Annotated in this window: 26 protein-coding genes, 1 tRNA gene and 1 pseudogene; 20 read left to right on the top strand and 8 right to left on the bottom strand. The window is 56.8% G+C overall.

The window, feature by feature from the left end; genetic code table 11:
* The first annotated feature begins 29 nt into the window (after nucleotides 1–29).
* From CAG47_RS01810 to mtnC, 4 genes are read left to right on the top strand one after another with little or no spacing between them, the layout of a single operon-like run.
* Entirely contained in the window at nucleotides 30–1,181 is a 1,152-nt protein-coding gene (locus CAG47_RS01810; protein ID WP_085723207.1) for an MFS transporter, read from the top strand.
* Entirely contained in the window at nucleotides 1,178–1,804 is a 627-nt protein-coding gene (locus tag CAG47_RS01805) for a methylthioribulose 1-phosphate dehydratase (RefSeq protein ID WP_085723206.1), read from the top strand. The genes CAG47_RS01810 and CAG47_RS01805 overlap by 4 nt, the downstream gene beginning before the upstream one ends.
* A gap of 20 nt (nucleotides 1,805–1,824) precedes the next feature.
* Nucleotides 1,825–2,370 (top strand): acireductone dioxygenase, encoded by a 546-nt coding sequence (locus CAG47_RS01800; RefSeq protein WP_085723205.1) that lies wholly within the window; start codon nucleotides 1,825–1,827, stop codon nucleotides 2,368–2,370.
* A gap of 4 nt (nucleotides 2,371–2,374) precedes the next feature.
* Nucleotides 2,375–3,058: an acireductone synthase gene (gene mtnC / locus CAG47_RS01795; RefSeq protein WP_085723204.1), complete on the top strand. Its 684-nt coding sequence runs from the start codon at nucleotides 2,375–2,377 to the stop codon at nucleotides 3,056–3,058.
* A 124-nt stretch (nucleotides 3,059–3,182) separates the two neighbouring features.
* Here mtnC and CAG47_RS01790 read toward each other — a convergent pair whose 3' ends face one another.
* On the bottom strand, nucleotides 3,183–3,461 hold the full coding sequence (locus tag CAG47_RS01790; RefSeq protein WP_085723441.1) for a DUF3509 domain-containing protein: 279 nt from the start codon (nucleotides 3,459–3,461) through the stop codon (nucleotides 3,183–3,185).
* A gap of 367 nt (nucleotides 3,462–3,828) precedes the next feature.
* Between CAG47_RS01790 and CAG47_RS01785 the strand changes: the two genes are divergently transcribed.
* The 7 genes from CAG47_RS01785 (at nucleotide 3,829) to CAG47_RS01755 (ending at nucleotide 9,338) form a co-directional block, all read left to right on the top strand.
* On the top strand, nucleotides 3,829–5,667 hold the full coding sequence (locus CAG47_RS01785; protein ID WP_085723203.1) for a long-chain-acyl-CoA synthetase: 1,839 nt from the start codon (nucleotides 3,829–3,831) through the stop codon (nucleotides 5,665–5,667).
* 97 nt (nucleotides 5,668–5,764) lie between these two features.
* Entirely contained in the window at nucleotides 5,765–6,283 is a 519-nt protein-coding gene (locus tag CAG47_RS01780) for an ankyrin repeat domain-containing protein (RefSeq protein ID WP_085723202.1), read from the top strand.
* A gap of 214 nt (nucleotides 6,284–6,497) precedes the next feature.
* Nucleotides 6,498–7,028, top strand: coding sequence for a hypothetical protein (locus CAG47_RS01775; RefSeq protein ID WP_085723201.1), 531 nt, complete (start codon nucleotides 6,498–6,500; stop codon nucleotides 7,026–7,028).
* A gap of 81 nt (nucleotides 7,029–7,109) precedes the next feature.
* On the top strand, nucleotides 7,110–7,301 hold the full coding sequence (locus tag CAG47_RS01770) for a PLDc N-terminal domain-containing protein (protein ID WP_085723200.1): 192 nt from the start codon (nucleotides 7,110–7,112) through the stop codon (nucleotides 7,299–7,301).
* Between the two features lie 161 nt (nucleotides 7,302–7,462).
* The gene (speE, locus tag CAG47_RS01765; protein WP_085723199.1) at nucleotides 7,463–8,338 is read left to right on the top strand and encodes a polyamine aminopropyltransferase; all 876 of its coding nucleotides are present in this window, start codon (nucleotides 7,463–7,465) and stop codon (nucleotides 8,336–8,338) included.
* Between the two features lie 210 nt (nucleotides 8,339–8,548).
* Nucleotides 8,549–8,782 carry a hypothetical protein gene (locus CAG47_RS01760; protein WP_085723198.1) on the top strand — a complete coding sequence of 78 codons (234 nt, stop codon included), beginning with the start codon at nucleotides 8,549–8,551 and terminating at the stop codon, nucleotides 8,780–8,782.
* Between the two features lie 211 nt (nucleotides 8,783–8,993).
* Complete coding sequence (locus CAG47_RS01755; protein ID WP_085723197.1) at nucleotides 8,994–9,338, top strand: ribonuclease E inhibitor RraB; 345 nt, start codon at nucleotides 8,994–8,996, stop codon at nucleotides 9,336–9,338.
* Between the two features lie 139 nt (nucleotides 9,339–9,477).
* Here the strand turns inward: CAG47_RS01755 and CAG47_RS01750 are convergent, their stop codons facing one another.
* Nucleotides 9,478–10,299, bottom strand: a complete 822-nt coding sequence (locus tag CAG47_RS01750; RefSeq protein WP_085723196.1) for a cytochrome c — start codon at nucleotides 10,297–10,299, stop codon at nucleotides 9,478–9,480.
* A 601-nt stretch (nucleotides 10,300–10,900) separates the two neighbouring features.
* On the opposite strand from CAG47_RS01750, the gene CAG47_RS01740 reads away from it, so the two are divergent.
* From CAG47_RS01740 to CAG47_RS01730, 3 genes are all read left to right on the top strand, one after another.
* Complete coding sequence (locus tag CAG47_RS01740; protein WP_085723194.1) at nucleotides 10,901–12,106, top strand: acetyl-CoA C-acetyltransferase; 1,206 nt, start codon at nucleotides 10,901–10,903, stop codon at nucleotides 12,104–12,106.
* A 24-nt stretch (nucleotides 12,107–12,130) separates the two neighbouring features.
* Nucleotides 12,131–14,275: a 3-hydroxyacyl-CoA dehydrogenase NAD-binding domain-containing protein gene (locus tag CAG47_RS01735; protein WP_085723193.1), complete on the top strand. Its 2,145-nt coding sequence runs from the start codon at nucleotides 12,131–12,133 to the stop codon at nucleotides 14,273–14,275.
* A 95-nt stretch (nucleotides 14,276–14,370) separates the two neighbouring features.
* On the top strand, nucleotides 14,371–15,093 hold the full coding sequence (locus tag CAG47_RS01730) for an amidotransferase (protein ID WP_085723192.1): 723 nt from the start codon (nucleotides 14,371–14,373) through the stop codon (nucleotides 15,091–15,093).
* Nucleotides 15,094–15,219: 126 nt separating this feature from the next.
* On the opposite strand, the gene CAG47_RS01725 is transcribed toward CAG47_RS01730, so the two are convergent.
* The 3 genes from CAG47_RS01725 to CAG47_RS01715 all read right to left on the bottom strand — a co-directional run bounded on the left by CAG47_RS01725 (nucleotide 15,220) and on the right by CAG47_RS01715 (nucleotide 17,980).
* Complete coding sequence (locus CAG47_RS01725) at nucleotides 15,220–16,191, bottom strand: magnesium and cobalt transport protein CorA (RefSeq protein ID WP_085723191.1); 972 nt, start codon at nucleotides 16,189–16,191, stop codon at nucleotides 15,220–15,222.
* Nucleotides 16,192–16,353: 162 nt separating this feature from the next.
* A complete protein-coding gene (locus CAG47_RS01720; RefSeq protein WP_085723190.1) occupies nucleotides 16,354–17,076 on the bottom strand; it encodes a 1-acyl-sn-glycerol-3-phosphate acyltransferase in 723 nt (240 codons plus the stop codon).
* Between the two features lie 214 nt (nucleotides 17,077–17,290).
* The gene (locus CAG47_RS01715) at nucleotides 17,291–17,980 is read right to left on the bottom strand and encodes a crotonase/enoyl-CoA hydratase family protein (protein ID WP_085723189.1); all 690 of its coding nucleotides are present in this window, start codon (nucleotides 17,978–17,980) and stop codon (nucleotides 17,291–17,293) included.
* 308 nt (nucleotides 17,981–18,288) lie between these two features.
* On the opposite strand from CAG47_RS01715, the gene CAG47_RS01710 reads away from it, so the two are divergent.
* Nucleotides 18,289–18,378 (top strand) — tRNA-Ser (locus tag CAG47_RS01710).
* 200 nt (nucleotides 18,379–18,578) lie between these two features.
* Nucleotides 18,579–19,049, top strand: a complete 471-nt coding sequence (locus tag CAG47_RS01705) for a hypothetical protein (protein WP_085723188.1) — start codon at nucleotides 18,579–18,581, stop codon at nucleotides 19,047–19,049.
* A 9-nt stretch (nucleotides 19,050–19,058) separates the two neighbouring features.
* Here CAG47_RS01705 and CAG47_RS28885 read toward each other — a convergent pair.
* Together CAG47_RS28885 and CAG47_RS28560 are read right to left on the bottom strand one after the other, a co-directional pair.
* Nucleotides 19,059–19,618 (bottom strand): annotated as a pseudogene (locus tag CAG47_RS28885) (tyrosine-type recombinase/integrase); the annotation flags it as partial.
* Nucleotides 19,615–19,770, bottom strand: coding sequence for a hypothetical protein (locus tag CAG47_RS28560; protein ID WP_158091306.1), 156 nt, complete (start codon nucleotides 19,768–19,770; stop codon nucleotides 19,615–19,617). The pseudogene CAG47_RS28885 and the gene CAG47_RS28560, both read right to left, overlap by 4 nt.
* A gap of 533 nt (nucleotides 19,771–20,303) precedes the next feature.
* Here CAG47_RS28560 and CAG47_RS01695 point away from each other — a divergent pair.
* The 4 genes from CAG47_RS01695 to CAG47_RS01680 all read left to right on the top strand — a co-directional run bounded on the left by CAG47_RS01695 (nucleotide 20,304) and on the right by CAG47_RS01680 (nucleotide 22,810).
* The gene (locus CAG47_RS01695) at nucleotides 20,304–21,185 is read left to right on the top strand and encodes a DUF4747 family protein (RefSeq protein WP_085723186.1); all 882 of its coding nucleotides are present in this window, start codon (nucleotides 20,304–20,306) and stop codon (nucleotides 21,183–21,185) included.
* Between the two features lie 2 nt (nucleotides 21,186–21,187).
* On the top strand, nucleotides 21,188–21,760 hold the full coding sequence (locus CAG47_RS27650) for a hypothetical protein (protein ID WP_143515792.1): 573 nt from the start codon (nucleotides 21,188–21,190) through the stop codon (nucleotides 21,758–21,760).
* A gap of 466 nt (nucleotides 21,761–22,226) precedes the next feature.
* On the top strand, nucleotides 22,227–22,481 hold the full coding sequence (locus tag CAG47_RS01685; protein ID WP_085723184.1) for a type II toxin-antitoxin system HicA family toxin: 255 nt from the start codon (nucleotides 22,227–22,229) through the stop codon (nucleotides 22,479–22,481).
* Nucleotides 22,478–22,810: a type II toxin-antitoxin system HicB family antitoxin gene (locus tag CAG47_RS01680; RefSeq protein WP_085723183.1), complete on the top strand. Its 333-nt coding sequence runs from the start codon at nucleotides 22,478–22,480 to the stop codon at nucleotides 22,808–22,810. Before CAG47_RS01685 ends, CAG47_RS01680 begins: the two co-directional genes overlap by 4 nt.
* 99 nt (nucleotides 22,811–22,909) lie before the next feature.
* Here CAG47_RS01680 and CAG47_RS01675 read toward each other — a convergent pair whose 3' ends face one another.
* On the bottom strand, nucleotides 22,910–23,491 hold the full coding sequence (locus tag CAG47_RS01675; RefSeq protein WP_085723182.1) for a hypothetical protein: 582 nt from the start codon (nucleotides 23,489–23,491) through the stop codon (nucleotides 22,910–22,912).
* Between the last annotated feature and the right edge of the window lie 70 nt (nucleotides 23,492–23,561).

Here is a 23,561-nt window from a genome sequence, read left to right as displayed (position 1 = left end):
ATGGCTGACTTTCCGGTCGCAGCCGTCTGATGGCGGCTGCGGCGCTCCCGTACTGGCGGCTTTCCAGTTTCTATCTGTTCTATTTCGCCTTGCTCGGTTCGACAGCGCCTTTTCTGGCGCTGTACTTCGATCACCTGGGTTTTAGTGCCGCGCGCATCGGAGAGCTGGTGGCGATCCCGATGCTGATGCGCTGTGTGGCGCCGAATATCTGGGGCTGGCTGGGTGATTACACCGGCCGAAGACTGGCCATCGTGCGCTTCGGCGCGGTGTGCACGCTGCTGACCTTTTCGCTGATTTTCGTCAGCAAGAGCTATGCCTGGCTGGCGATGGTCATGGCCTTGCACGCGTTCTTCTGGCATGCAGTATTGCCGCAGTTCGAAGTCATCACCCTGGCGCACTTGCAGGGCCAGACCTCGCGCTACAGCCAGATTCGCCTGTGGGGCTCGATCGGTTTCATCATCACCGTGGTCGCGCTGGGCCGGCTGTTCCAATGGCTGAGCCTCGATATCTACCCGTCAGCGTTGGTGCTGATCATGGCCGGTATCGTGCTCAGCAGTCTGTGGGTGCCCAATGCCCAGCCGGCACCGGGAAACCGGGTAGCGGGGGAGGGATTTCTCAAGCAGTTGCGCAACCCCGGCGTTTTGGCGTTTTACGCCTGTGTGGCGCTGATGCAAATGAGCCACGGGCCGTATTACACGTTTCTGACCTTGCACCTTGAGCGTCTGGGTTACAGCCGTGGTGTGATCGGCATGCTCTGGGCGGTCGGCGTGGTCGCTGAAGTCCTGATGTTTCTGGCCATGAGCAAGATCCTCGCGCGGTTTTCCCTGCGCCGGGTGCTGATGGCGAGTTTTCTGCTGGCGGCGCTGCGCTGGTTGCTGCTTGGGGCGTTGGCCGAATTCCTTTGGGTATTGCTGTTTGCCCAGGTGCTGCACGCGGCGACATTCGGCAGCTTTCACGCCGCCGCCATTTCATTCGTGCAACGTAGTTTCGGTGCGCGCCAGCAAGGCCAGGGCCAGGCGTTGTATGCCGCATTGGCCGGCACCGGCGGCGCGTTGGGCGCGTTGTATTCCGGCTACAGCTGGAATGCCCTCGGCGCGGCATGGACATTTAGTATTGCCAGTCTCGCAGCCGTCGCGGCTGCCGTTATCATTGCCACATGTATGCAAGAGGACAGGCCATGAGCCTTACCCGTGAACAACTCGCCCAGGAAATCATCGACGCCGGGCGTTTTCTCTATGGCCGCGGCTGGTCGCCGGCCACCAGCAGCAATTACTCGACCCGCCTGTCGCCAACCGAAGCTTTGCTGACCGTGTCCGGCAAGCACAAGGGGCAACTGGGCATGGACGATGTGCTGGCAACCGACCTGTCGGGCAACAGCCTGGAGCCGGGCAAGAAACCGTCCGCCGAAACCCTGTTGCACACCCAGCTTTACAGCTGGCGTCCCGAGATCGGCGCAGTGCTGCACACCCATTCGGTGAATGCCACCGTGCTGTCGCGCCTCACGCAGCAAGACTTCATCGAGTTCGAAGACTACGAACTGCAAAAAGCCTTCAGCGGTGTGACGACCCACGAATCCCGGGTGTGCGTGCCGATATTCGACAACGATCAGGACATTGCGCGCCTGGCCGCCAAGGTGCAGCCTTGGCTCGACGCCCATCCCGATTGCGTCGGTTATCTGATCCGCGGCCACGGCCTGTACACCTGGGGTACGCGCATGAGCGATGCCCTGCGGCAGATCGAGGCCTTCGAATTTTTGTTCGAGTGCGAGTTGAAGGTGCGCTCGCTCTCGAACCATAAAGCATGAACCGTTAAGGAGTTGCCCTGATGAGCAGCCTGTCCGTTTATCACGTCTCCAGCCCCGAGATTCCCAACAAGGTGCTGACCCATTTCGAAGACATCGCCTCGACCCTGGCCGAGCAGGGCGTGCGTTTCGACCGCTGGCAAGCGGCGGCGAAGATCCAGCCGGGTGCCAGTCAGGAAGAAGTGATTGCCGCCTACCAGGCGCAAATCGACAAGCTGATGACCGAACGCGGTTACATCACCGTCGACGTCATCAGCCTCAACAGCGATCACCCGCAAAAAGCCGAACTGCGCGCCAAGTTCCTCAATGAACACCGCCATGGCGAAGACGAAGTACGATTTTTCGTCGCCGGCCGTGGCTTGTTTACCCTGCACATCGATGATTACGTCTACGCGGTGCTCTGCGAGAAGAACGACCTGATCTCGGTGCCGGCCGGTACCAAACATTGGTTCGACATGGGCGAGCACCCGCATTTTGTCGCGATCCGTCTGTTCAATAATCCGGAAGGCTGGGTGGCCAATTTCACCGGCGAAGACATCGCCAGCCAATTCCCGCGTCTTGAGGACTGAATCGATGCCGATCAAAGCGATTCTCACCGACATCGAAGGCACCACCAGCGCGGTGAGTTTTGTGTTCGACGTGCTGTTTCCCTACGCGGCCAGGCATCTGCCGGACTTCGTTCGTGAGCATGCCGGGCGCGCAGACGTGGCTGCACAGCTGGACGCCGTGCGCCGGGACAGCAACGAGCCGGACGCCGATGTCGAGCGCGTTGTCGAGATCCTGCTGGGCTGGATTGCCGAAGATCGCAAGGCCACGCCATTGAAAGCGTTGCAGGGAATGGTCTGGGAACAGGGCTATGAGGCCGGGCAACTGAAAGGTCACGTCTTCCCCGACGCCGTCGATGCGCTAAAGCACTGGCACCAGAGCGGCTATCGACTGTTCGTATATTCCTCGGGCTCGATCCAGGCGCAGAAATTGATCTTCGGCTGCTCGGAAGCGGGGGATTTGACGTCTCTGTTCAGTGGCTACTTCGACACGACGTCGGGGCCAAAACGTGAAGCGCAGTCCTACGCCAACATCACGCAAGCGATCGATATCGAGGCGGGGCAGATTCTGTTTCTGTCAGACATTGTCGAAGAGCTGGATGCCGCGCGTGCAGCGGGGATGGCCACGTGTGGCCTGGCTCGTGAAGGTGGCGAACTGGCGGGACATGTCACCGTGGACAGCTTTGCGCGGATAAATCCTGCTGCCTTCTAAACACTACACAACCTGTAGGAGCGGGTGCCCGCTTGCGGCATGCTCGCGATTGCGATCTGTCATTCAACATTGATGTTGACTGACACTCCGCTATCGCGAGCATGCTCGCTCCTACAGTGTTTTCTTACAGCGAGTGATAGGTCGGCAAGGCAAACCGTTGCTGGCTTTGCAGCTGGGTAATCTGCGGCAACTCACTGGCTTGCTCGGCGAGATCGCGGCGAATGGCGCTGATGACCCACGTCAGTTGGTCGCCGTTGTGCAATTGCTGGTAGGAAATCGAGCGCTTGAATTCTCTGCCGTCGTCGCTGGACAAAGTCAGCAGGATCCCGCCGTCAGGACGGTCTTGGGTAGTGACCGTGAAACGGGAGAACAGGGACGAAAATTTTTCCTGGATGAGGCTCATGTCGTTCGGCTCCATGATGACTTGAATGGCAAGCATGGATAGACAGTTGCAGCCTTTGTGCCAGTATTTTCAGTTGTTAATTTATTATAAAAATCAACAAGTTAAGATTTGTGGTGGTTTTTGCTTTCGTGCAATTTGCATGAATGCTCATCGTGCATCCTGCATTTTGCAGGTACGTCGGCGACTCCATGGAACCAATTGGCGTGCACGGGATCACCTTCGCGCAACGCACGCGCGGATCAAGATCGCGGATCAAGATCGCAGATACAAAACATTTCAAAAACCGCGTGTACAGCTCAAGAACCGTTGACGTATTTTCGGGCTCAGTCATCGCCGCCCGACAATAAAAAGATCGAACGGGAGCATCATGAGCCGCACGCCGCACGACACGATTACCTGGGGCATGATGCTCCGCAAGCTGCCTTCCATTGCCAAAGCCATCCCTCGGGTGGTGAAGGGCATGAAGGTCGCCAACGTCAAGGATCCGACCCAAGCGTGTGGTCTGGGTTGGAGTTTCGAGCAAGCCACGTTACGTAACCCGGATGGCCCGGCGCTGTTGCAAGGCGACGTGGTACTCAGTTATTCCGAGGTCAACCAATGGGCCAACCGCATCGCCCATCACCTGATCGGCCAGGGCATCGGCAAGGGCGATGTGGTGGCGGTCTTCATCGAGAACCGCCCCGAACTGCTGGTGACGATTCTGGCGGTGGCCAAGGTCGGCGCGATCAGTGCGCTGCTCAATACCTCGCAGACCCGCGACACCCTGGTGCACAGCGTGAATCTGGTGGCGCCGGTGGCGATCATAGTCGGTGAGGAGTTGGTCCCGGCGTACCTGGCGGTTCGTGATCGGGTGGCGATCAAGACGGCGCGCACCTGGTTTGTCGCCGATCAGGATACTTCGCGCCATCCGGGGATCGCGCCTGAGGGTTTCATCAACTTGATGACCGTCAGCCTTGATGACGCCACTGACAACCCCGCCAGCAGCCAGCGGATTTTCTTCGATGACCCTTGTTTCTATATCTACACCTCGGGCACCACGGGGCTGCCCAAGGCAGGTGTGTTCAAGCATGGCCGCTGGATGCGCAGCTCTGTGAGCTTCGGCATGATCGCCCTGGACATGCGCCCGGACGATGTCGTCTATTGCACCTTGCCGCTTTACCACGCCACTGGCCTGTGCGTGTGCTGGGGTTCGGCCGTCAGTGGTGCCAGCGGGTTCGCCATTCGCCGCAAGTTCAGCGCCAGTCAGTTCTGGAACGACGCGCGCAAGTACCGGGCGACCACCATCGGTTATGTTGGCGAACTGTGCCGCTACCTGGTCGATCAACCGCCGAGCGCCGACGACAGCCGGCACGACGTGAAGAAGATGGTCGGCAACGGCCTGCGCCCCGGCGCCTGGAACGAGTTCAAGACCCGCTTCGCGGTGAATCACATCTGTGAACTGTACGCCGCCAGCGACGGCAATATCGGGTTCACCAACATTCTGAATTTCGACAACACCATCGGTTTTTCCCTGATGTCCTGGGAGCTGGTCGAGTACGACCACGACAGCGGCGCACCGATTCGTCAGGCCAACGGCCTGATGCGCAAGGTCGCCAAGGGCCAGCAGGGGTTGTTGCTGGCGAAAATCGACGACAAGGCACCGCTGGACGGCTACACCGATCCGCAGAAAACCGCCAGGGTCGTGCTCCACGATGTCTTCGAGAAAGGTGACCGCTACTTCAACACCGGCGACTTGCTACGCAACATCGGTTTCGGTCATGCGCAGTTTGTCGACCGCCTGGGCGATACCTACCGCTGGAAAGGCGAAAACGTCTCGACCACGGAGGTCGAAAACATCCTCTTGCAACACCCGCAAATTTCCGAGGCCGTGGCCTATGGCGTGGAAATCCGCAATACCAATGGCCGTGCCGGCATGGCGGCGATCACACCCGCCGAATCCCTGGCAACCCTGGACTTCAGTGAATTGCTGGCCTTCGCCCGTGAGCAAATGCCGGCCTATGCGGTGCCGTTGTTCCTGCGGGTGAAAGTGAAAATGGAAACCACCGGGACGTTCAAATATCAGAAGACCCGACTCAAGGACGAAGCTTTCGACCCGGGTAAGACCGGGGAGGACCCGATCTATGCCTGGCTGCCGGGGACCCAGACCTATGTGCAGGTCACGGAGCAGTTGTTGTCCGATATTCACGGCGGCAAGTACCGCTATTGAATCTGGCTATGGCGACCCATGAGAAAAAACAAGTGACAGTGCCGGGGCCGCTCGGGAAACTGTCGGCTTTTACGAATGACAGAAAAGGGAGTGCCCAATGTCAGACAAAAGCCGCCAGATGACCCCCGAAGAAGCCGCCGAATTTGCCGAACAGGTATTCAACAAGGCACGGGAGGGCGATGCGGCAATGATGGCCGCGCTGCTGACCAAGGGTTTGCCGCCGAACCTGCGTAACCACAAGGGCGATACCTTGCTGATGCTGGCCGCGTATCACGGGCATGTGGACACGGTGAAAGTCCTGCTCGAGCACAAGGCCGACCCGGAGATTCGCAACGACAACGGCCAGAGCCCGATTGCCGGCGCCGCCTTCAAGGGCGACCTGGCGGTGATCGAGGCCTTGGTCGACGGCGGCGCGCAAGTTGAAGGCTCGTCCTTCGATGGCCGTACGGCGCTGATGATGGCGGCGATGTTCAACCGCGTCGAAGTGGTCGATTACCTGATCGGCAAGGGCGCCGACCCGAAAGCCAAGGACGCCAATGGCCTCACCGCGCTGGACGCCGCCAGAACCATGGGCGCTGCCGATACCGTTGCGCAGTTGCAGAAACTCCTGGGTTGACGCTTTCCCCCGTGGCGAGGGGGCTTGCCCCCGTTGGGTCGCGAAGCGGCCCCATACCATTCAATCGGGGCACCTCAGAAAGACCGCATACGCCGACTTTACGACTGCTACGCAGCCGAGCGGGGGCAAGCCCCCTCGCCACAGGTCCGCATTTCACTCGGTAATGCGTTATCCTTCGCGCCCTCAAAACTTCCCTCGCTACAGGATCCGCCCCATGAAAGCCGCACTCGTCGAACTCATCAGCAAAATCAGCTCCGGGTGCATGGGCGAAGACGAGATCCTCAAGGTCGCGGACGAAGCGGCCCAGGCCTACGCCGATCCACAGGCTTTTCTGATCGCCAATACAGACATCAACTACGACGACACTTTCCCGATTCCGCTGGGGGAGTGGGTGGTAGTCGGTAGCCTGCCGGAAACGGTGCTGTTCCAGGCTGACACCTACATGGAACTGTTCGCACAGATCGTCGCCTCGTTCGGCCCGGGGGTGGAGTTCAATCTCAAGCCCAAGCAACTGGCCAGGACCGAAGCCCTGACCGCGCTCAATCGCATCCAGGTGCAGATGAGCAGCCTGAACAAGGAAAACGGCGGCTACACGCTGATGAACATCAGCCAGTTGCTCGATGACGAGTTGCAGGTGGTCCTGGTCTATGGCAATGACGTGCCGCGCGTCCTGGAGTTGTGCGCAGAAGTCGGCATCGCCGCCGCGCCATCCCTGGAAGCCCTGAAAGTGGCGATCCACGTCTGATAGCAAATACTGTCAAAAAGAAGGAGCCCTCGCGATGACAGTCTATCCTGTGAGGGCAAATCAAATTTAGGGAGCGTCACCATGGGTTCCACGTTCAACAGCCTGGTTGCCTTGATCATTTTTGTCCTGGACATCTGGGCCATCATCAACGTCTTCAAGAGCAGCGCCGGGACCGGGGCGAAAGTCCTCTGGGTGCTGCTGATCGCGCTGTTGCCAGTGCTGGGGCTGGTCATCTGGGCCATTGCCGGACCGCGCGGCAATGTCAAGTTCTGAACAAGCGACACTAAACCTGTGGGAGCGAGCTTGCTCCCGCATTCGACCTGTCATGTTCCTCGACGTAGAATGCGCGCCTTTCCCGGTCAATCGAGACTTTCGAATGACCATCATGGGCGGGTAACCGTCCGTTGCCACCCGCATTCATCGGAGCACTTCCCATGAGCAACATCCCGACCAGCGACTACCTGGAAACCCTCTACGAAGGCTACGGCCAGCGTTTTCGCATGGAAAAACTGCTGCACGAAGTGCGCACCGAACACCAGCACCTGGTGATCTTCGAAAACCCGCGCATGGGCCGGGTGATGGCGCTGGACGGCGTGATCCAGACCACCGAAGCCGACGAGTTCATCTATCACGAAATGCTCACCCACGTACCGATCCTCGCCCATGGCACCGCCAAGCGCGTGTTGATCATTGGCGGCGGCGACGGTGGCATGTTGCGTGAAGTGGCCAAGCACCGTAGCGTCGAACACATCACCATGGTCGAGATCGACGGCACCGTGGTCGACATGTGCAAGGAATTCCTGCCGAACCACTCCAAGGGCGCATTCGATGATCCACGCCTGAACCTGGTGATCGACGACGGCATGCGTTTCGTCGCCACCACCACTGAAAAATTCGACGTGATCATTTCCGACTCCACCGACCCTATCGGACCGGGCGAAGTGCTGTTCTCGGAAAACTTCTACCAGGCCTGCCACCGCTGCCTGAACGAAGGCGGTATCCTGGTGACCCAGAACGGCACGCCATTCATGCAGATCGAAGAAGTGAAGACTACAGCCGGTCGCCTGCGCAGCCTGTTCCCGGACTGGCACTTCTACCAGGCCGCCGTGCCGACCTACATCGGCGGCTCGATGACCTTCGCCTGGGGCGCGACCAATACCGCTTATCGCAAGTTGTCCCGCGAAACCCTGCAACAACGCTTCACGGGCAGCGGCATCGTCACCCGCTACTACAATCCGGAAATCCACATTGGCGCGTTCGCCTTGCCGCAATACGTATTGCAGGCAGTGAACAAGCCAGGCAACGACTGATACACCTGAACCTGTAGGAGCGAGCAAGCTCGCGATGAGGGAGTGTCAGGCAACATCTCGTAAACTGACCCACCGCAATCGCGAGCTTGCTCGCTCCTACAGGGTAAATTTCTTTTCATGCCAGCCCGCCGCAATCGGCATGAACGATCACTCAAGGCAAAAGTCCAGATAGATGTAAACCCATTTGCGGGTTTGATCGAGGAGGCTCTGATGCAGAAGTGGAAGATCACTTTCGTGGATGATCACGGCGAAGCAGTTGGCGAAATCTTCGAGTGCGAGGAGTGCCCGAACGACGAGCAGGCCGCCAAACTTATCCTCGCGCGGTACCTGCCGGTCGCTGCCGAGCTCGATCTCAATGATCTGGAAGGGCGAACCGACAATCCGACGGTCAAAAGCCTGAAGTCCCAGTACAGCATCCAGATCCTCAGTATTGCCCCGATCTGATCCCACCTCCTTGACATTCACTACCAGACCTTGGCAGAGGCTCTGTCTTGGGGCTACTCTGCAAGCGAGATCAGCGAATGGATCGCTAAGGTCTGGTCTTGTCAGCTACATGCTTGTTTCCCGCCGGCACATCGGTTGCCGTCGTCCGCGCTGTTCGGTGGCGGGTGAGGGAGTACGGAAAGTCTATCCATCGTTTTGAGGAGGACGTTTCATGAGCACAGCCTATCAAGAAGACATCAGCAGCAGCGTTCTGCGCCGCATGAAAGAAGGCGGTTTTGACTTTTCACGGTTTCATCCCATCGAGTTCTACGCCATTTTCCCGGACGAGGAGCGGGCGCGCAGGGCGGCAGGTCATTTCCATCGTGGCGAATCCCTGGATGCGCAAGTCAGTGTGCGCGACGACGGTGCCTGGGCGCTGGAATTGTGCAAAGTCATGTATGCAACCTACGACGACATCGGCAATTTCGAACAGGGTTTCGAAGCGGTCGTCGAGCCGCTTGGCGGCATCATCGAAGGCTGGGGTGTGAAACAGGAGGTACGAGGGCGACTCGCATAACCTTATGAACAGTGACAACCGGCAAAGACGGCTGACCTTCGGGTTGGCCGTTTTCGTTTCAGTACGTTCCAGAGTCACCGACGCCAGCACCGGTGATCCTGTGGGAGCGGGCAAGCCCGCTCCTAAAGGTACGAATTTGTTACGGCTTAACCTTGCGCCCGACCATATGCTGCAAATACCCCACCAGCATCCCCACATCTCCATCCGGCAGCACCTCGGCCGAAAATCCGGGCATCTTCGCTTGCGGCCACTGGCGCAAGCTCTGTGGGTCGCGGATATAGCGCTTGAGAAAGTCCGCGCCGAAATACTCGGTCGGGTTGTAGGGAATATTCAGGTCTGGCCCGAACTGCGCGTCCCCGGCGCCATTGAGTCGATGGCACGCCAGGCAGTTCTTCTGGAACAACGCAAAACCCTTGTTCACCGGATCATCCGCCTTCAAGGCCGGATCGGGCAGCAGGGCGGGAAAGCGCTCGGCCACGGGCGCCAGGCGCTTGATGCTCGCCACCTGGAACGGCCATTGTTCGGGGCTGATGTTGCCGGCCTGCGGGTTGGTCCAGACCAGATAGAACGGCCCGGCCCCTGGCTTGTCTTCGGATAGCGGTGGCCAGGGGGTGGCCGGGTCTTCGATCGCCAGCCACGCCCGTGCGCCCTGGGTATTGAGCAGCGGCGCGGCGGTCATTTCGGCGGCAAAGCCATCCAGGGCCACGGCTTGCAGATGGTCGTCAGGCTTGATACCGGTCAGCAGTGCGGACAGAGGCACGGCGCGGTAGCTCATGTCCCGTTTGTAGGAAACGTCGTCGCTGATGCGGATGGTTTGAACCTGAGGGTGCTTGAGCAATTCCTCGGTTTGCCAGGTGCGACTGTTCGCGCCCAGCTCCAGGTTCAGCTGTGCGGCATAAAGGGGCGAGCCGAACAGCAGGGCCCCGAGCAGAATGAGCATTTTCAAGTGATTGCCGTCCATGTCGTGGAAGTGCCGTCAAGGGTGGCACAGCCACGCTGGCCCGGGTAGCGGGCCAGTCACATTTTGATAGTGGCAATTGAAAAACTGTGACGCCGTAACTTTCAGACGCGACTAGCCGATTACCTTGGTCAGGTTCGGCAATATCAACAACAGCGTGGTGGCAAAAAGGATGAGCCCGGCTTGTCGTACTTTCGATTGTTTGAACATGGCTTGACCGCCTTTATTGTTATTTCCTGATGCCTGCCTGCATTTCTCCATGTGGCAGCGCGTTGCACTTCCTGTAGTGACGAGCGCCTCGGCAAAACCCGACGACAACTTCGTACACGTTCACCTTAGAGCCCGCGCTGCGCTTGGTTTAGATCCATTTCGTATGGTGTCGTTACGAATTGCTTTAAAAAAAGCATGAGGCCTATTGCCAGCTTCTTTGGCGCCCGTTGGCTAGACAGCTTGGTGTCCTGAAACGGTTGAACCGGTAGCTGACTACCGTCCGTCTGAGCGTGTGCGTCAACGTCTGTGAGCGCTGCGGTCATTGAATCAAACGCGGCTCGGGCCAAGAGTGGGCACTCGGATTTATCCACCTGCACTGCGGTTCGAGGATGTCATGACCCAAGCATTGATTTTCGACGCGTTACGCACACCCCGTGGCAAAGGCAAGGCCGATGGCGCCTTGCACAGTGTCAAGCCGGTGAACCTGGTTGCCGGTTTGCTGACCGCGCTGCAACAGCGCACGGCGCTGGATACCAGCCAGGTCGATGACGTGGTGCTCGGTTGCGTGACGCCAATTGGCGATCAGGGCTCTGATATCGCCAAGACCGCCGCTCAGGTGGCTGACTGGGATATCAGTGTGGCAGGCGTGCAGATCAACCGTTTCTGCGCTTCGGGGCTGGAGGCGGTCAACCTCGGCGCGATGAAGGTGCGCTCAGGCTTCGAAGACCTGGTGGTGGTCGGTGGCGTCGAGTCGATGTCCAGGGTGCCGATGGGCAGCGACGGCGGTGCCTGGGCGCTGGATCCGGCGACCAATCTGCACAGTCATTTCACACCGCAGGGTGTGGGCGCCGACCTGATCGCCACCCTTGAAGGCTTCAGCCGTCAGGACGTCGATGCCTACGCGCTGCATTCCCAGCAAAAGGCTGTGCGGGCGCGAGCCGACGGCTCGTTCGACAAGTCGCTGGTGCCGGTGCAGGACCAGAACGGCATCATCCTGCTCGATCACGATGAGTTCATTCGCGCCGAAACGACCCTGGAGGGCCTGGGCAAGCTCAAGCCGAGTTTCGAGATGATGGGGCAGATGGGCTTCGATGCCACCGCGCTGCGGGTCTACAGCCATGTGGAGCGGATCAATCATGTGCACACCCCCGGCAACAGCTCCGGGATTGTCGACGGCGCGGCGCTGATGCTCATCGGCTCCGAAACCAAGGGCCGGGCACTGGGCTTGCAGCCACGGGCGCGGATTGTCGCCACCGCGGTCACCAGCACCGATCCGACCATCATGCTCACCGGCCCTGCGCCGGCGACCCGCAAGGCGTTGGCCAAGGCCGGGCTGCGGGTCGAAGACATCGATCTGTTCGAGGTCAACGAGGCGTTTGCCTCCGTGGTGTTGAAATTCATCAAGGACATGGCCGTCGATCCTGACAAGGTCAATGTCAATGGCGGGTCCATCGCCATGGGCCATCCGCTGGGCGCCACTGGCTGCGCCATTCTTGGCACGCTGCTCGACGAACTGGAAGCCCGGCACCTGCGCTACGGCCTCGCGACCCTGTGTGTCGGCGGCGGCATGGGCATTGCCACCATCATCGAACGCCTCTGAGCCCGGACTTCAAGGAACCCAGATATGAGCGAAGCCATTCGTTACGAAAAAGGCCAGGACCAGATCGTTGTCCTGACCATCGACATGCCGGGCCAGAGCGCCAACACCATGAACGCGGTGTACCGCCAGGCCATGGCGGGCTGTGTTGCGCGCCTGGTGGCCGATAAAGACAACATCGCCGGGGTGGTCATCACCTCGGCCAAGAAAACCTTCTTTGCTGGCGGCGACCTCAATGAACTGATCAAGGTCGGCAAGCCTGAAGCCAAAGCCTTCTACGACATGGTGCTGACCCTCAAGGGGCAGTTGCGCACCCTGGAAACCCTCGGCAAACCCGTGGTCGCGGCGATCAACGGCGCGGCGCTCGGCGGTGGCTGGGAAATCTGCCTGGCCTGCCATCATCGCGTGGCACTGGATAATCCATCGGTGCAGCTCGGCCTGCCGGAAGTCACCCTTGGCCTGTTGCCGGGCGGTGGCGGCGTGGTGCGCATGGTGCGCATGCTCGGGATCGAGAAAGCCCTGCCGTATCTGCTCGAAGGCAAGAAAGTTCGCCCGCAACAGGCGTTGCAGGCGGGGTTGATCGACGAACTGGCAGCCGATGGCGAAGAATTGATAGCCAAGGCGAAGGCGTGGATTCTTGCCAATCCGGTAGCGGTTCAACGCTGGGATGTGAAGGGCTACCAGATTCCGGGCGGTACACCGTCAAACCCGAAAGTCGCGCAGATGCTGGCGATTGCGCCGTCGATCCTGCGCAGCAAAACCCAGGGCACTATGCCCGCGCCGGAGAAAATCCTCTGTGCGGCGGTCGAGGGCGCCCAGGTGGACTTCGATACGGCGCACCTGATCGAAACCCGCTACTTCACCGAGCTGACCACCGGCCAGGTCTCGAAGAACCTGATTGGCACCTTCTGGTTCCAGCTCAACGAAATCAATGCCGGTGGCTCGCGGCCTGAAGGGTTCGCGCCTTATGTCACCCGCAAGGTCGGCGTCCTCGGCGCTGGGATGATGGGCGCCGGTATCGCGTTTGTCAGCGCATCGGCCGGCATCGAGGTGGTGCTCAAGGACATCAACCTTGCCGCGGCGCAGAAGGGCAAGGCGCATTCGGCGGCGCTGCTGGACAAGAAAGTCGCTCGCGGACAAATGAGCATCGAGCAACGCGACACCGTGCTGGCACGCATTCAAACCAGTGAAAGCGATGCCGATCTCGCCGGTTGCGACCTGATCATCGAGGCCGTGTTCGAGGATCGTGAGTTGAAGGCCAAGGTCTCATTGGCCGCACAGAAAGTCGTCGGCGCGGACGCGGTGATCGCCTCCAACACCTCGACCTTGCCGATCAGCGGCCTGGCGTGCGCCGTGCCCGACCAGAGCAAGTTCATCGGCCTGCATTTCTTCAGCCCCGTGGAAAAAATGCCGCTGGTGGAAATCATCAAGGGCACCAACACCAGCGAAGAAACCCTGGCCCGCGGGTTCGATTTCGTCCTGCAAATCAAGAAAACTCCGATTGTGGTCAATGACAGCCGTGGTTTCTTCACCTCAAGGGTGTTCGGCACCTTTACCAATGAAGGCATCGCCATGCTGGGCGAAGGCGTGAACGCGGCAATGATCGAGACCGAGGCGCGCAAGGCCGGCATGCCTATAGGTCCGCTGGCGATCTCCGACGAAGTTTCCCTCAGCCTGATGAGCCATATCCGCCTGCAAACCGCCAAGGACCTGCAAGCAGAAGGCAAACCGCTGGCAGAGCATCCGGCATTCGCCGTGATCGATTTGCTGCTCAATGAATACAAGCGTCCGGGCAGGGCTGCCGGTGGTGGTTTCTACGAGTATCCGGCGGGTGGCCAGAAACACCTGTGGCCAGAGTTGAAGAAGCGTTTCGAGAAAGCCGAGGGGCAGATTTCGCCGAAGGATGTGCGTGATCGCTTGCTGTTCGTGCAGGCCATCGAAACCGTGCGCTGTGTGGAGGAGGGCGTGTTGGCCTCGACGGCGGATGCCAACATTGGCTCGATCTTCGGCATCGGTTTCGCCGCCTGGACCGGCGGTGCGCTGCAATTCATCAACCAGTACGGCGTGCGGGATTTTGTTGCCCGCGCCGAGTATCTGGCCAGGCAGTACGGCGAGCGGTTCGCGCCGCCTGCATTGCTGCTGGAGAAGGCAGCCAAAGGGGAGGCGTTCTGAGGGCACGATGACGCATTTCGGGGCTTGCCTTGTCACGGTGTTTCAAGGCAGGCTCTGGGGTGTGCATTATTCCCATCACGTGTCAGGTATTTTTTATGTCGTTACGCATCTGCATTCTGGAAACCGACCACCTGCGTCCGGAATTGGTTGACCAATATCAGGGCTACGGGCAGATGTTCAAACACCTGTTTTCGCAGCAGCCGATTGCCGCCGAGTTCACCGTCTACAACGTGGTGCAGGGTGAGTACCCAAGCGACGACCTGACGTTCGACGCCTACCTTGTTACGGGCAGCAAGGCCGACTCCTTCGGCACCGACCCGTGGATCGAAACCCTCAAGAAATATCTGCTGACCCGCTACGAGCGCGGCGACAAGCTGCTGGGCGTCTGTTTCGGTCACCAGTTGCTGGCGCTGCTGCTCGGTGGCAAGAGCGAGCGTGCAACCCAGGGATGGGGTGTCGGCACCCACAACTATAAACTGGCCGCCAAGGCTCCGTGGATGAACCCGGTGCGCGAGGAACTGACGCTGCTGATCAGTCACCAGGACCAGGTCACGTCGCTGCCGGAGAACGCCACGGTCATCGCATCCAGCGATTTCTGCCCCTATGCCGCCTACCACATCAATGATCAGGTGCTGTGTTTCCAGGGGCATCCGGAGTTCATCCACGACTACTCCCGCGCCCTTCTGGATATTCGTCAGGAAGCGCTGGGCCAGCAGGTTTACTCCAAAGGCATTGCGAGCCTGGAGCAGGAGCACCACGGCACCACGGTTGCCGAGTGGATGATGCGCTTTGTCGCGCACAAGCCAGCAGCTGTTTAAAACCTGTAGGAGCGAGCATGCTCCGGGCGGCGTTCCGACGATGGACGTGAACGATTACGCGCCAAACCTGACAGCCCACGGTGCTCTCAGGTTTTTCGCGAGCATGCCGCAAGCGGGCACCCGCTCCTACAGCCATCCCGACTTCTTGAAACTCGCCCACAACCCCAGGCAACCCACCGTAATAAATCCCAGCACCCCGAAATACCCATAGTGCCAGGTCAATTCCGGCATGTTCTGGAAGTTCATCCCGTAGATCCCCGCCACTGCCGTCGGGAAGGCCAGAATCGCCGCCCAGGCCGCAAATTTGCGTTGTACCACGCTCTGCCGTGAGGCCTCCAACAGCACCCCGATCTCAATCGTCTGGCTGGCAATATCCGCCAGGGTCGTCAGGTCTTCCATTTGTCGCGTTACATGGATCTGCACATCGCGAAAGTAAGGCCGCATGTTCTTGTCGATGAACGGGAATTTCAGCCTCTGCAATTCCTCCCCGATCTCGATCATCGGTGCCACATATCGACGCAAGCGCAAAACATCACGTCGCAGGCCATGTAGCCTCTGGATGTCGTAGTCATTCAACGAACCACATAACACATTGCCTTCCAGCTCATCGATTTCCGCGTGAATGGCTTCCCCCATCGGCTGATAGTTTTCAATGACGAAATCGAGAATGGCATAGAGTACGAAATCTTCCCCGTGCTCAAGCAACAGCGGACGCGCCTCACAGCGTTGTCGGACATGGGCGTAGGACGCGGAGTGACCGTTGCGCGCAGTAATGATGTAGCCATTACCGGCAAAGATATGCGTCTCGATGAACTTGAGTTTGTCGTCTTCCTTGATGGGCGAATAAGTCACGATGAACAGCGCATCACCGAAGGTTTCCAGCTTCGGTCGGCTGTGCTTTTCCAGGGCGTCTTCAATGGCCAGTTCGTGCAGGTTGAACTGGCGTTGCAGGTTGTAGAGCTCCTCGGCGTTCGGCTCTTCGAGGCCGATCCAGACGAAGTGCCCGGGCTTTGCCGCCCAGGCTGCGCCTTCGTCGAGGGTGATATTGGTGACTCTTTTACCGGCGCTATAAACCGCAGCAGCAACAACTCTACCCATGATGGTGGTTCACTTCTTATTGGCAGCTTTCAATTGGCAACAGATGTTATGGCAGTGTTGATCAGCTTAGCCTTGCAAGTGTTTGGGAGTCAGTTAAATCTGCCGAGTTCGCCGGTAAAGTCTCGCAGGCAAAAGAAAACCCGCGCTGGGCGGGTTTTCAGTTCAGGCGGCTTGCAGTTGCCGGTCCATCGAATCGATGCATTCACGCATCTGCTCGCGGCACTGGGCAATCAGCATGGGCATGTCGTCCAGACTCAATCCGGTGGTAGGAATCGCCGGCAACGAGCGAATCAGAATTTTCCCGCTGCGCCAGCGGTTCAATCGCATGTGTTTGACGTAACTGCTGACACACACCGGCACGATCGGCACCCCGGCGGCAATGGCCATCTGGAAGGCGCCTTTCTTGAAGGGCAGCAAGTCCTCACCGAGGTTGCGCGTGCCTTCCGGGAAGACCCAGATCGAGGTGTCTTTGTTTTGCAGGGTGTGAGTGGTGGTCAACATCGATTTGCGCGCCTTGTGTGCATTGCCGCGGTCAATCAGCACATTTCCGGCCAACCAGAATAACTGCCCGAACAATGGCACCCACTTCAGGCTTTTCTTGCCGATGCACACGGTACGACGGGGCACCACATTGCCAAACACAAACAGGTCGTAGTTGGACTGGTGATTGGCAATGATCACGCAGCTGTCGGGCTTATCCATCAACGGCCCGACATCGGCCTTCACCCGCAAACGCAAAATACACATGGCCGGCCAGGCGTAGAGGCGGGCGCACAGGCGGCTGTTGTCCGGGTTGAATGGCCGGCACAGGCCGAGAATCACCCCCAGCACACCCGCCACGATAAAGTGCAGGCCCATCAATGACATACGGAACAAATACAGCATTTACAGGCCCCACCGGGACAAAAGGTGGCGCAGTGTACGGATGTGCACTGTTTTCGGCAATTGCTGCCAGAGTAATGGGAGATAGCCGATGTTTGTGCTGATGTTTCCGACTAATTGGTCAGATGCTGTCTAGAGCGGCTACAGAGGTTTAGCGCAGGCATGTATGAAAAAGCCCGACGCGACGGTCGGGCTTTTCGTTACGGCAGATTCGGGCTTAAGCCAGATGTTCCTGGTCCTGGATGATCGCGTTGTCCAGGGCCTCCAGCAGCGCTTTGCGCACCTTCAACTTGGTGTTCTTGTGTGCGGTCATGTTGATCTTTTTCAACTGACGGGCCGCTGCCAGGGCCGCGCCTTGCAGTTCCTCGGGCGACACCACCGCATCAAGGAAACCGGCAGCCAGGGCGCCTTGTGGATTGAACATCTCACCGTTGACCACCGAACGCTGCAACGCCACTTTGTTCAGGCGATCACGTGCGATCTCGATGCCCGCGTGGTGCATGGTCATGCCGATCTGCACTTCGTTAAGACCAATGCTGAACGCGCCGTCTACGCCGATGCGATAGTCGGCCGACAACAGCAGGAACGCACCCTTGGCCACCGCATGCCCCGGGCACGCCACAATCACCGGGAAGGGGTGCGACAGCAGGCGACGCGCCAGGGTCGAGCCGGAAGTTACCAGCGCCACCGCTTCTTTAGGGCCGGATGTCATCACCTTCAGGTCATAACCGCCGGAGAGAATGCCCGGCTGGCCAGTGATGATCACCACCGCACGATCAGCCACGGCCTGATCCAGCGCAGCGTTGAACGCGGCAATCACGTCCGGGGAGATGGCATTGACCTTGCCATTGCTCAAGGTCAGGGTCGCGATACCGTCTTCGAGATGGTAGGAGATCAACTCACTCATGACGCTATTCCTTTCAATAAAGTTGGGCAGACGTTACCCACCGCCGCAAGCCAGGTAAAGCGCCGTGACTGACCCGCCAGTCACCCTTTGCCCGTCCTCCAGGCGTCACCCGCCACGCCTGCCGCGTGTTGCTCTCTATATAGAAGTGGGCGCGAAGCCGGAGATTGGCCGGTTTGCCATGGCTCGGAATGACCGCAAACGCTGAATCGCGTTAACCGCATGAAAATTCTGAAAAAAATGTTTGCCATCGGAAAAGCTTTCGACTACATTAGCGCGCCTCGACAGACAGAACATGTTTGAAGAGATACGGTGAAGTGTCCGAGTGGCTTAAGGAGCACGCCTGGAAAGTGTGTATACAGGAAACTGTATCGAGAGTTCGAATCTCTCCTTCACCGCCACATTCTGCAAACACAAACCCCTGATTTTCCTGGAGAAAGTCGGGGGTTTGTGGTTTTTGGCGTCTGAAAAAGGGCGATATGGGAACGATATGTGAATGGCGCCACAACTGCCGCGTGTGTGGGCTAGGGGGAATTGGCGTTTTTTCCCGCAGATCCTATCGTTTGAATGACGCGATCATTGGAAAAAACGGGGACTGCTGATGGATTACGCGATGATTGGGGCGACGTTCGAGAGCTTTAACGTTGTTCGGAAACTGCTTGGGGTCGTATATGCCGCGAAGGTTGATGCCGACGCCAAAGAAAAAATCAATGAGGCTTTGACGCGTCTCGGTGAAACCCAGGATGGTATGTTCCAGATTCGGGAAGAGCTGAATCGGCTGCAAAATGAAAGGGATGATCTACGAAAACAGCTGGATGCCGCAGATTATTGGTTGAAAAGATCGGCTCAGTATTCTCTTGCTGAGGCTCCGGGAGGGGCTTTTGTATATCAAAGTAGCGAGTCTCCGCACCATTATGCGTGTCCAAGCTGCTTCAATAAAAAGGAGATTCATCCACTCCAAGACAATCGAACGTTATCTGGAAAATTCCGATGCACCGGCTGCAAGGCAGAGTATCCGGTAAATCCTCAGGGTCGTATTTCTCCTGAGCCCGTTCGTTCGTTTTGGCCATAATAGGTTGGGCTAGATGTTCAGTGCATGCTGAAGCATCCCCAAAACATCCGGCCCACTCTCATTAATCCAAGTCCCATAATGCTGCCGGATCATATTCCCATTTGTATGCCCATCTGCTCCGCAATCCAGTCAATTGAAGCCACCCCCTTCGTCAGCAGCTGACTCGCATACATATGTCGGCACTACCCAGGCCCCCGATACCGCACCCCAACCGCATTTGAATGCGCTTTAAAGAACCGGTCCCGCACCAAAAAAACGCTCACATGCGGTAGCCCGCTTCTGCTGTTCAAAAAAACGAAATGCAGTGTGTGCTGGCGCACCGTCGTGTTATCCCGCTCAGTGACATCTACTGTATCCGCTTTCTTCTTCCCGTTAATAGCATCGATCTTGCGTAGCACGTCCCACGCCGGCCTCAGCGGCCGCACCTTCCGCGTCGAGCGCCGGGTTTTCGTCACCCGCTTGGCCCCGCGCACCTTCGATGGGTGAAAAATGGCCGTTCCTTTCTTCAGGTCAACATCCTCCCAAGTCAGTGCGATGGTTTCTGAAACCCGGGGCCCAGCCCGCGTCATGTCCGGCTCTTGCACAGGTTTTCCCAGATGGCATCGCCGTTATGGGCGTAGGTGTGCACCTCCTGTTGAGGGCAATTGTCCAGCCGCAGTACGGCAATGCAGTCGCTGGTGCGTATCGCACCCATTGCCTTGGCGTTTGGTTGGCTACTCACGGGCGAAGGCACAGTGTTTCATGGTGTGTCGACTGAAGGTTCAGCCCCTGCGACTGAAAACATGCAGAAAAGGGCCATGCTTAAGGTCTTCCGTTCCCTGGGAGAAGCGGGAATGCGAGAAATCCAAAGTGCCGCCGAAGAAAATAACGCCTGATGGACGTAGAGCAACGCCTCAAGGATCTGACCGAAGCCCTTGCCGATTCTAAAAGGCCAGCATAATCTGTATCCATTAAGAACGGATCAGTCAGATAGGGACGCCGATGATCCAATCGCCAAAGCCCGGAAAAAGGGTTAGCGAATTCGTCTACCTGCGGCTCCTCAAACTGGCATAGGGATATGATCCATGCTCAACGCATTACTTGCTGCTCCAACACCCCAACTACTTGTTTCGTCGAATGTGCTGGTATCGTCGTAAACGAGAGGTGGCAGTGTTAATTAAACTCAAAAAAGATGAGTGGTGAATTGATAGTTATTCTTCGCTTGCATGTATTTTTCATGTTTGCATAGATCTATTTTTATCGTGTGGAGGTTGGATGTCTAGCGTAAGAAGTTCTGCAATACATATTGGTGCGCTTAATATTGTTCTTCAGCCTCATACGCCAGAGAAGTATATTGAAATGCTTCAGAAAATGGCGCGTTATAAGTTTGATGCACTAGTGAGGGGGGATGATGCGCTGCTTTTGGGCTCTTGCCGGTACCTTGATCCAAGTAAGCCACTGTTAGGTGTTAGGGGCGACATTTATAAGTTTTTGAAACTGGATTCAACTGAGGCTTGGTTTAATACAGAGGTAATGGATGCAGCAACCGAGGATGAAATTGCTGAAATTAATATACCGGATAATTTGAAGCCGCACTTCAAGAGGTTTCAATATATTTTCATTCCACAGGGGCACAGATTTTATTTTATTAGTGCTAAGCCAAAGCACAGTCTTTCTCCTAGGCTCGTTAAGCGCTTCTTTGAATCAGTGTTTTTGAAAGAGGAGTTTGCAGGTTTTGGTACGTTGAATGTTACGATTCAGCCAGACCCCAGTGGTCTCAGTGAGCTATTGTCGTTGAAGCGGATCTCAATTTTGAAGATGGAAATTGACCGCCCTAATCCAGATGATCTGGAAGATATGGAAGAGGAAATTCTGAAGAGGCTGAATAAATTGAATGCGAGAACAGAGAAAATTGAATTCATGGAAGCAAGTAATGAAGGTTTGCGACCAGATGAGTATGTCAAGGCGCTAGCGGCGGTTGCCAATGATAATGGGTATGTCGCAGTTGAAGGTAAAGATAGTGATGGGTTGAAAAAATACCTGTCAACTAAAGATATGCCGTTGCACGAGACGGCGAAGTATAATCCAAATCTTACCTCTGAGTTTGATGCTCTCTATGATAAAGTGGTTCAGATTCATCGTGAGATTACTAGGTAGCTATGAATTTTTTAGGTAGGTTAAAAAAGGATTTCAAGGGTGTTCGTCGGATATGGACCCAGTATTGGTCTATGTATGGTGGCTGCTCAGCTCTGTTTAGCTCTACTTACTTTTATGTCGCACTGGTATTAACCGTTGTAAATTTCGGAGCTTGGTTTCATTCGGGGTGGTGGGACATAGTAATTGCGAGTGTCCCAACAATTCTTGGTTTTACTTTGGCTGGGCTCGCTGTTTTTTTAGGGATGGATTCGGGGTTTAGCCGATTCCTTGTTGATAGTGAAGAAGGAAAAATTTCACCCTTCATGGCACTTGTTTCCGCTTTTGCACATTTCATTATAACTCAGGCGGTCGCAGTGATTTTTGCGTTGACAGTGAAGTCGGCGTACTTTGATCTTGATGGGTTGCCTGAGCTTTATTATCAGGTTGTTTATGTACTAAATAGGATTGTGTGGTTTATAGGTTATTTTATTTATATGTATTCGATGGTTCAGGTTTTTAGTGCTGTTTTTGCAATATTTAGGGCGACATCATGGTTCGAAATGTACGCGAGTAGTGAAAAAAATAAGCAAAAATAAATATCATCAGTATTGTAATCGCTCCTGCTCTTCTTCGGCTGCCTGTTTCGCCGTTTTCTATATTGCACTTTTTCACAGCAACCGCCTTGCCTTGCAGTGACCCCCACCAGTCACCTCCTACTTTCTTACCGATCTTCTTGTCGCGCTAGTGCCTCAAACCCTTGAGATTTCCTCCTCTACCGTCAATGGCGTTCAGTTTCTTCGCGCTGTTCACGTCATGGAAGTAGGCATTGCGCCATTGCCGCCGTCGCCTTACGCATCTCTCGGAGTTTGCCTACAACGACAGGGAGAGTTACCGGATATTCTTGGAGCCGTCTCAACTAAAACCCGAATCTCACATTCGAAAACGCCATTTTCTTGTTACTGGAAAGGCGGCGATTTTGTAACGCGTGTTGGAGGGGTACCTCATGCATCAGCGATGTCATTCGCGGTTGCAAAATCCTGCGCGGTATCATGATATAATACCATGAACAATAAACAGTTCAGTACGCTCAAAGCCGTGTTCTCAAGGCCTGCCCCGGCCACGCTGGAGTGGGCTCGTATCGAGTCCTTGTTCGGCGCAGTGGGCGCCAGAACCATTGAAGGCAACGGGTCGCGAGTACGTTTTGAGCTCAATGGTGTGGTCGCCACCTTTCACCGACCCCACCCCGAAAAAGAAGCCAAGCCCTACCAGGTGCGTGACGCTCGGGCTTTCCTTGAACAAGCAGGAGTTACCCCGTGAACGTGATGAACTACAACGGCTACGCCGCCCGAATTGATTACAGTGATGAAGACGGCCTGTTTGTCGGCCACATTGCCGGTATCAAGGATGTCGTGGGGTTTCACGGCGAGTCAGTCCAGGAACTTCGTGCTGCGTTCGAGGAGGCTGTCACGGACTATCTGGAGACGTGTGCCAAGCTCGGACGTGCACCGCAGAAACCCTATTCGGGCAACCTCAGTCTGCGTTTAGCCCCCGCACTCCATGCAACGGTCGCGGTGAAAGCGCAGTTAGCTCACAAGAGTATCAATCAGTGGGTCGCTGACGTTCTTGATCGCGAGGCGCATGCCTGAGATTGGGTTTCTCGGGATTTCGTACAGAGCCAGACTATCGCCGCGAAACCCTTATAAACCGGGGCCCGATGTTCAAAAAAGCGCGATCAGGTATCCTCACTACGTCAGCTCAAGTCGCTCCAGCGCATAGTCCTTGCCTGCCAGGGTAAGTTCAAACGTGGTGGCGCCAAACGTACCTCGTGTCACGTTTTGCTTCACAAGACGTTTAACCTGGAGTTGCTTCAGGCCGTCTTCCACTTCCAGTTTGCTGAGTGAGACAAGTTTGCAAATTGAGTCCAGATTCGCAATTTTCCTGAAGTTTGCATGATAGGCCAAAGCCTCCATCAGCAGCGTTTGGTTATCGGTCAACTGCGGAAACTGAGGGTTGTTGTTTTTGTAAATTTTTCGCTCTATCTCATGTAACTCGCTATTGGCTCCGTCAGTGGTGCGGTAGTAGTAAGTCGCTACAAACAGCGTGCTGGTTAAAACCGCGATCATCATCAGCAGCAACCAGTTCTGCATGGGTGTTTCCAAAAGAAGCCAGCGCCACGCATGTAGCAGCCAGCCCTTGGTATCTGCCAATAATGTCTGATCGAAGTCAATGTCGAGCAGTTTTGTGGCGGCCCAAGCCACAAGGAGGCCTCCAGCCAGGAAGGCCACGGCTTTGAAAATGAACGGGGAATGCTTGCTTTCTGCTGCCATGCTGCGCGTCTCCAGTGCAGGAAACAGATCTTGTTAGCATAGCAGTGGAAAAGTGGAGCTCTGGCAAAGG

Source organism: Pseudomonas sp. R37(2017), assembly GCF_002113375.1.
In the GTDB taxonomy this organism is placed as follows: Bacteria; Pseudomonadota; Gammaproteobacteria; order Pseudomonadales; family Pseudomonadaceae; genus Aquipseudomonas.
This window is presented reverse-complemented; position numbering and strand designations above follow the sequence as displayed.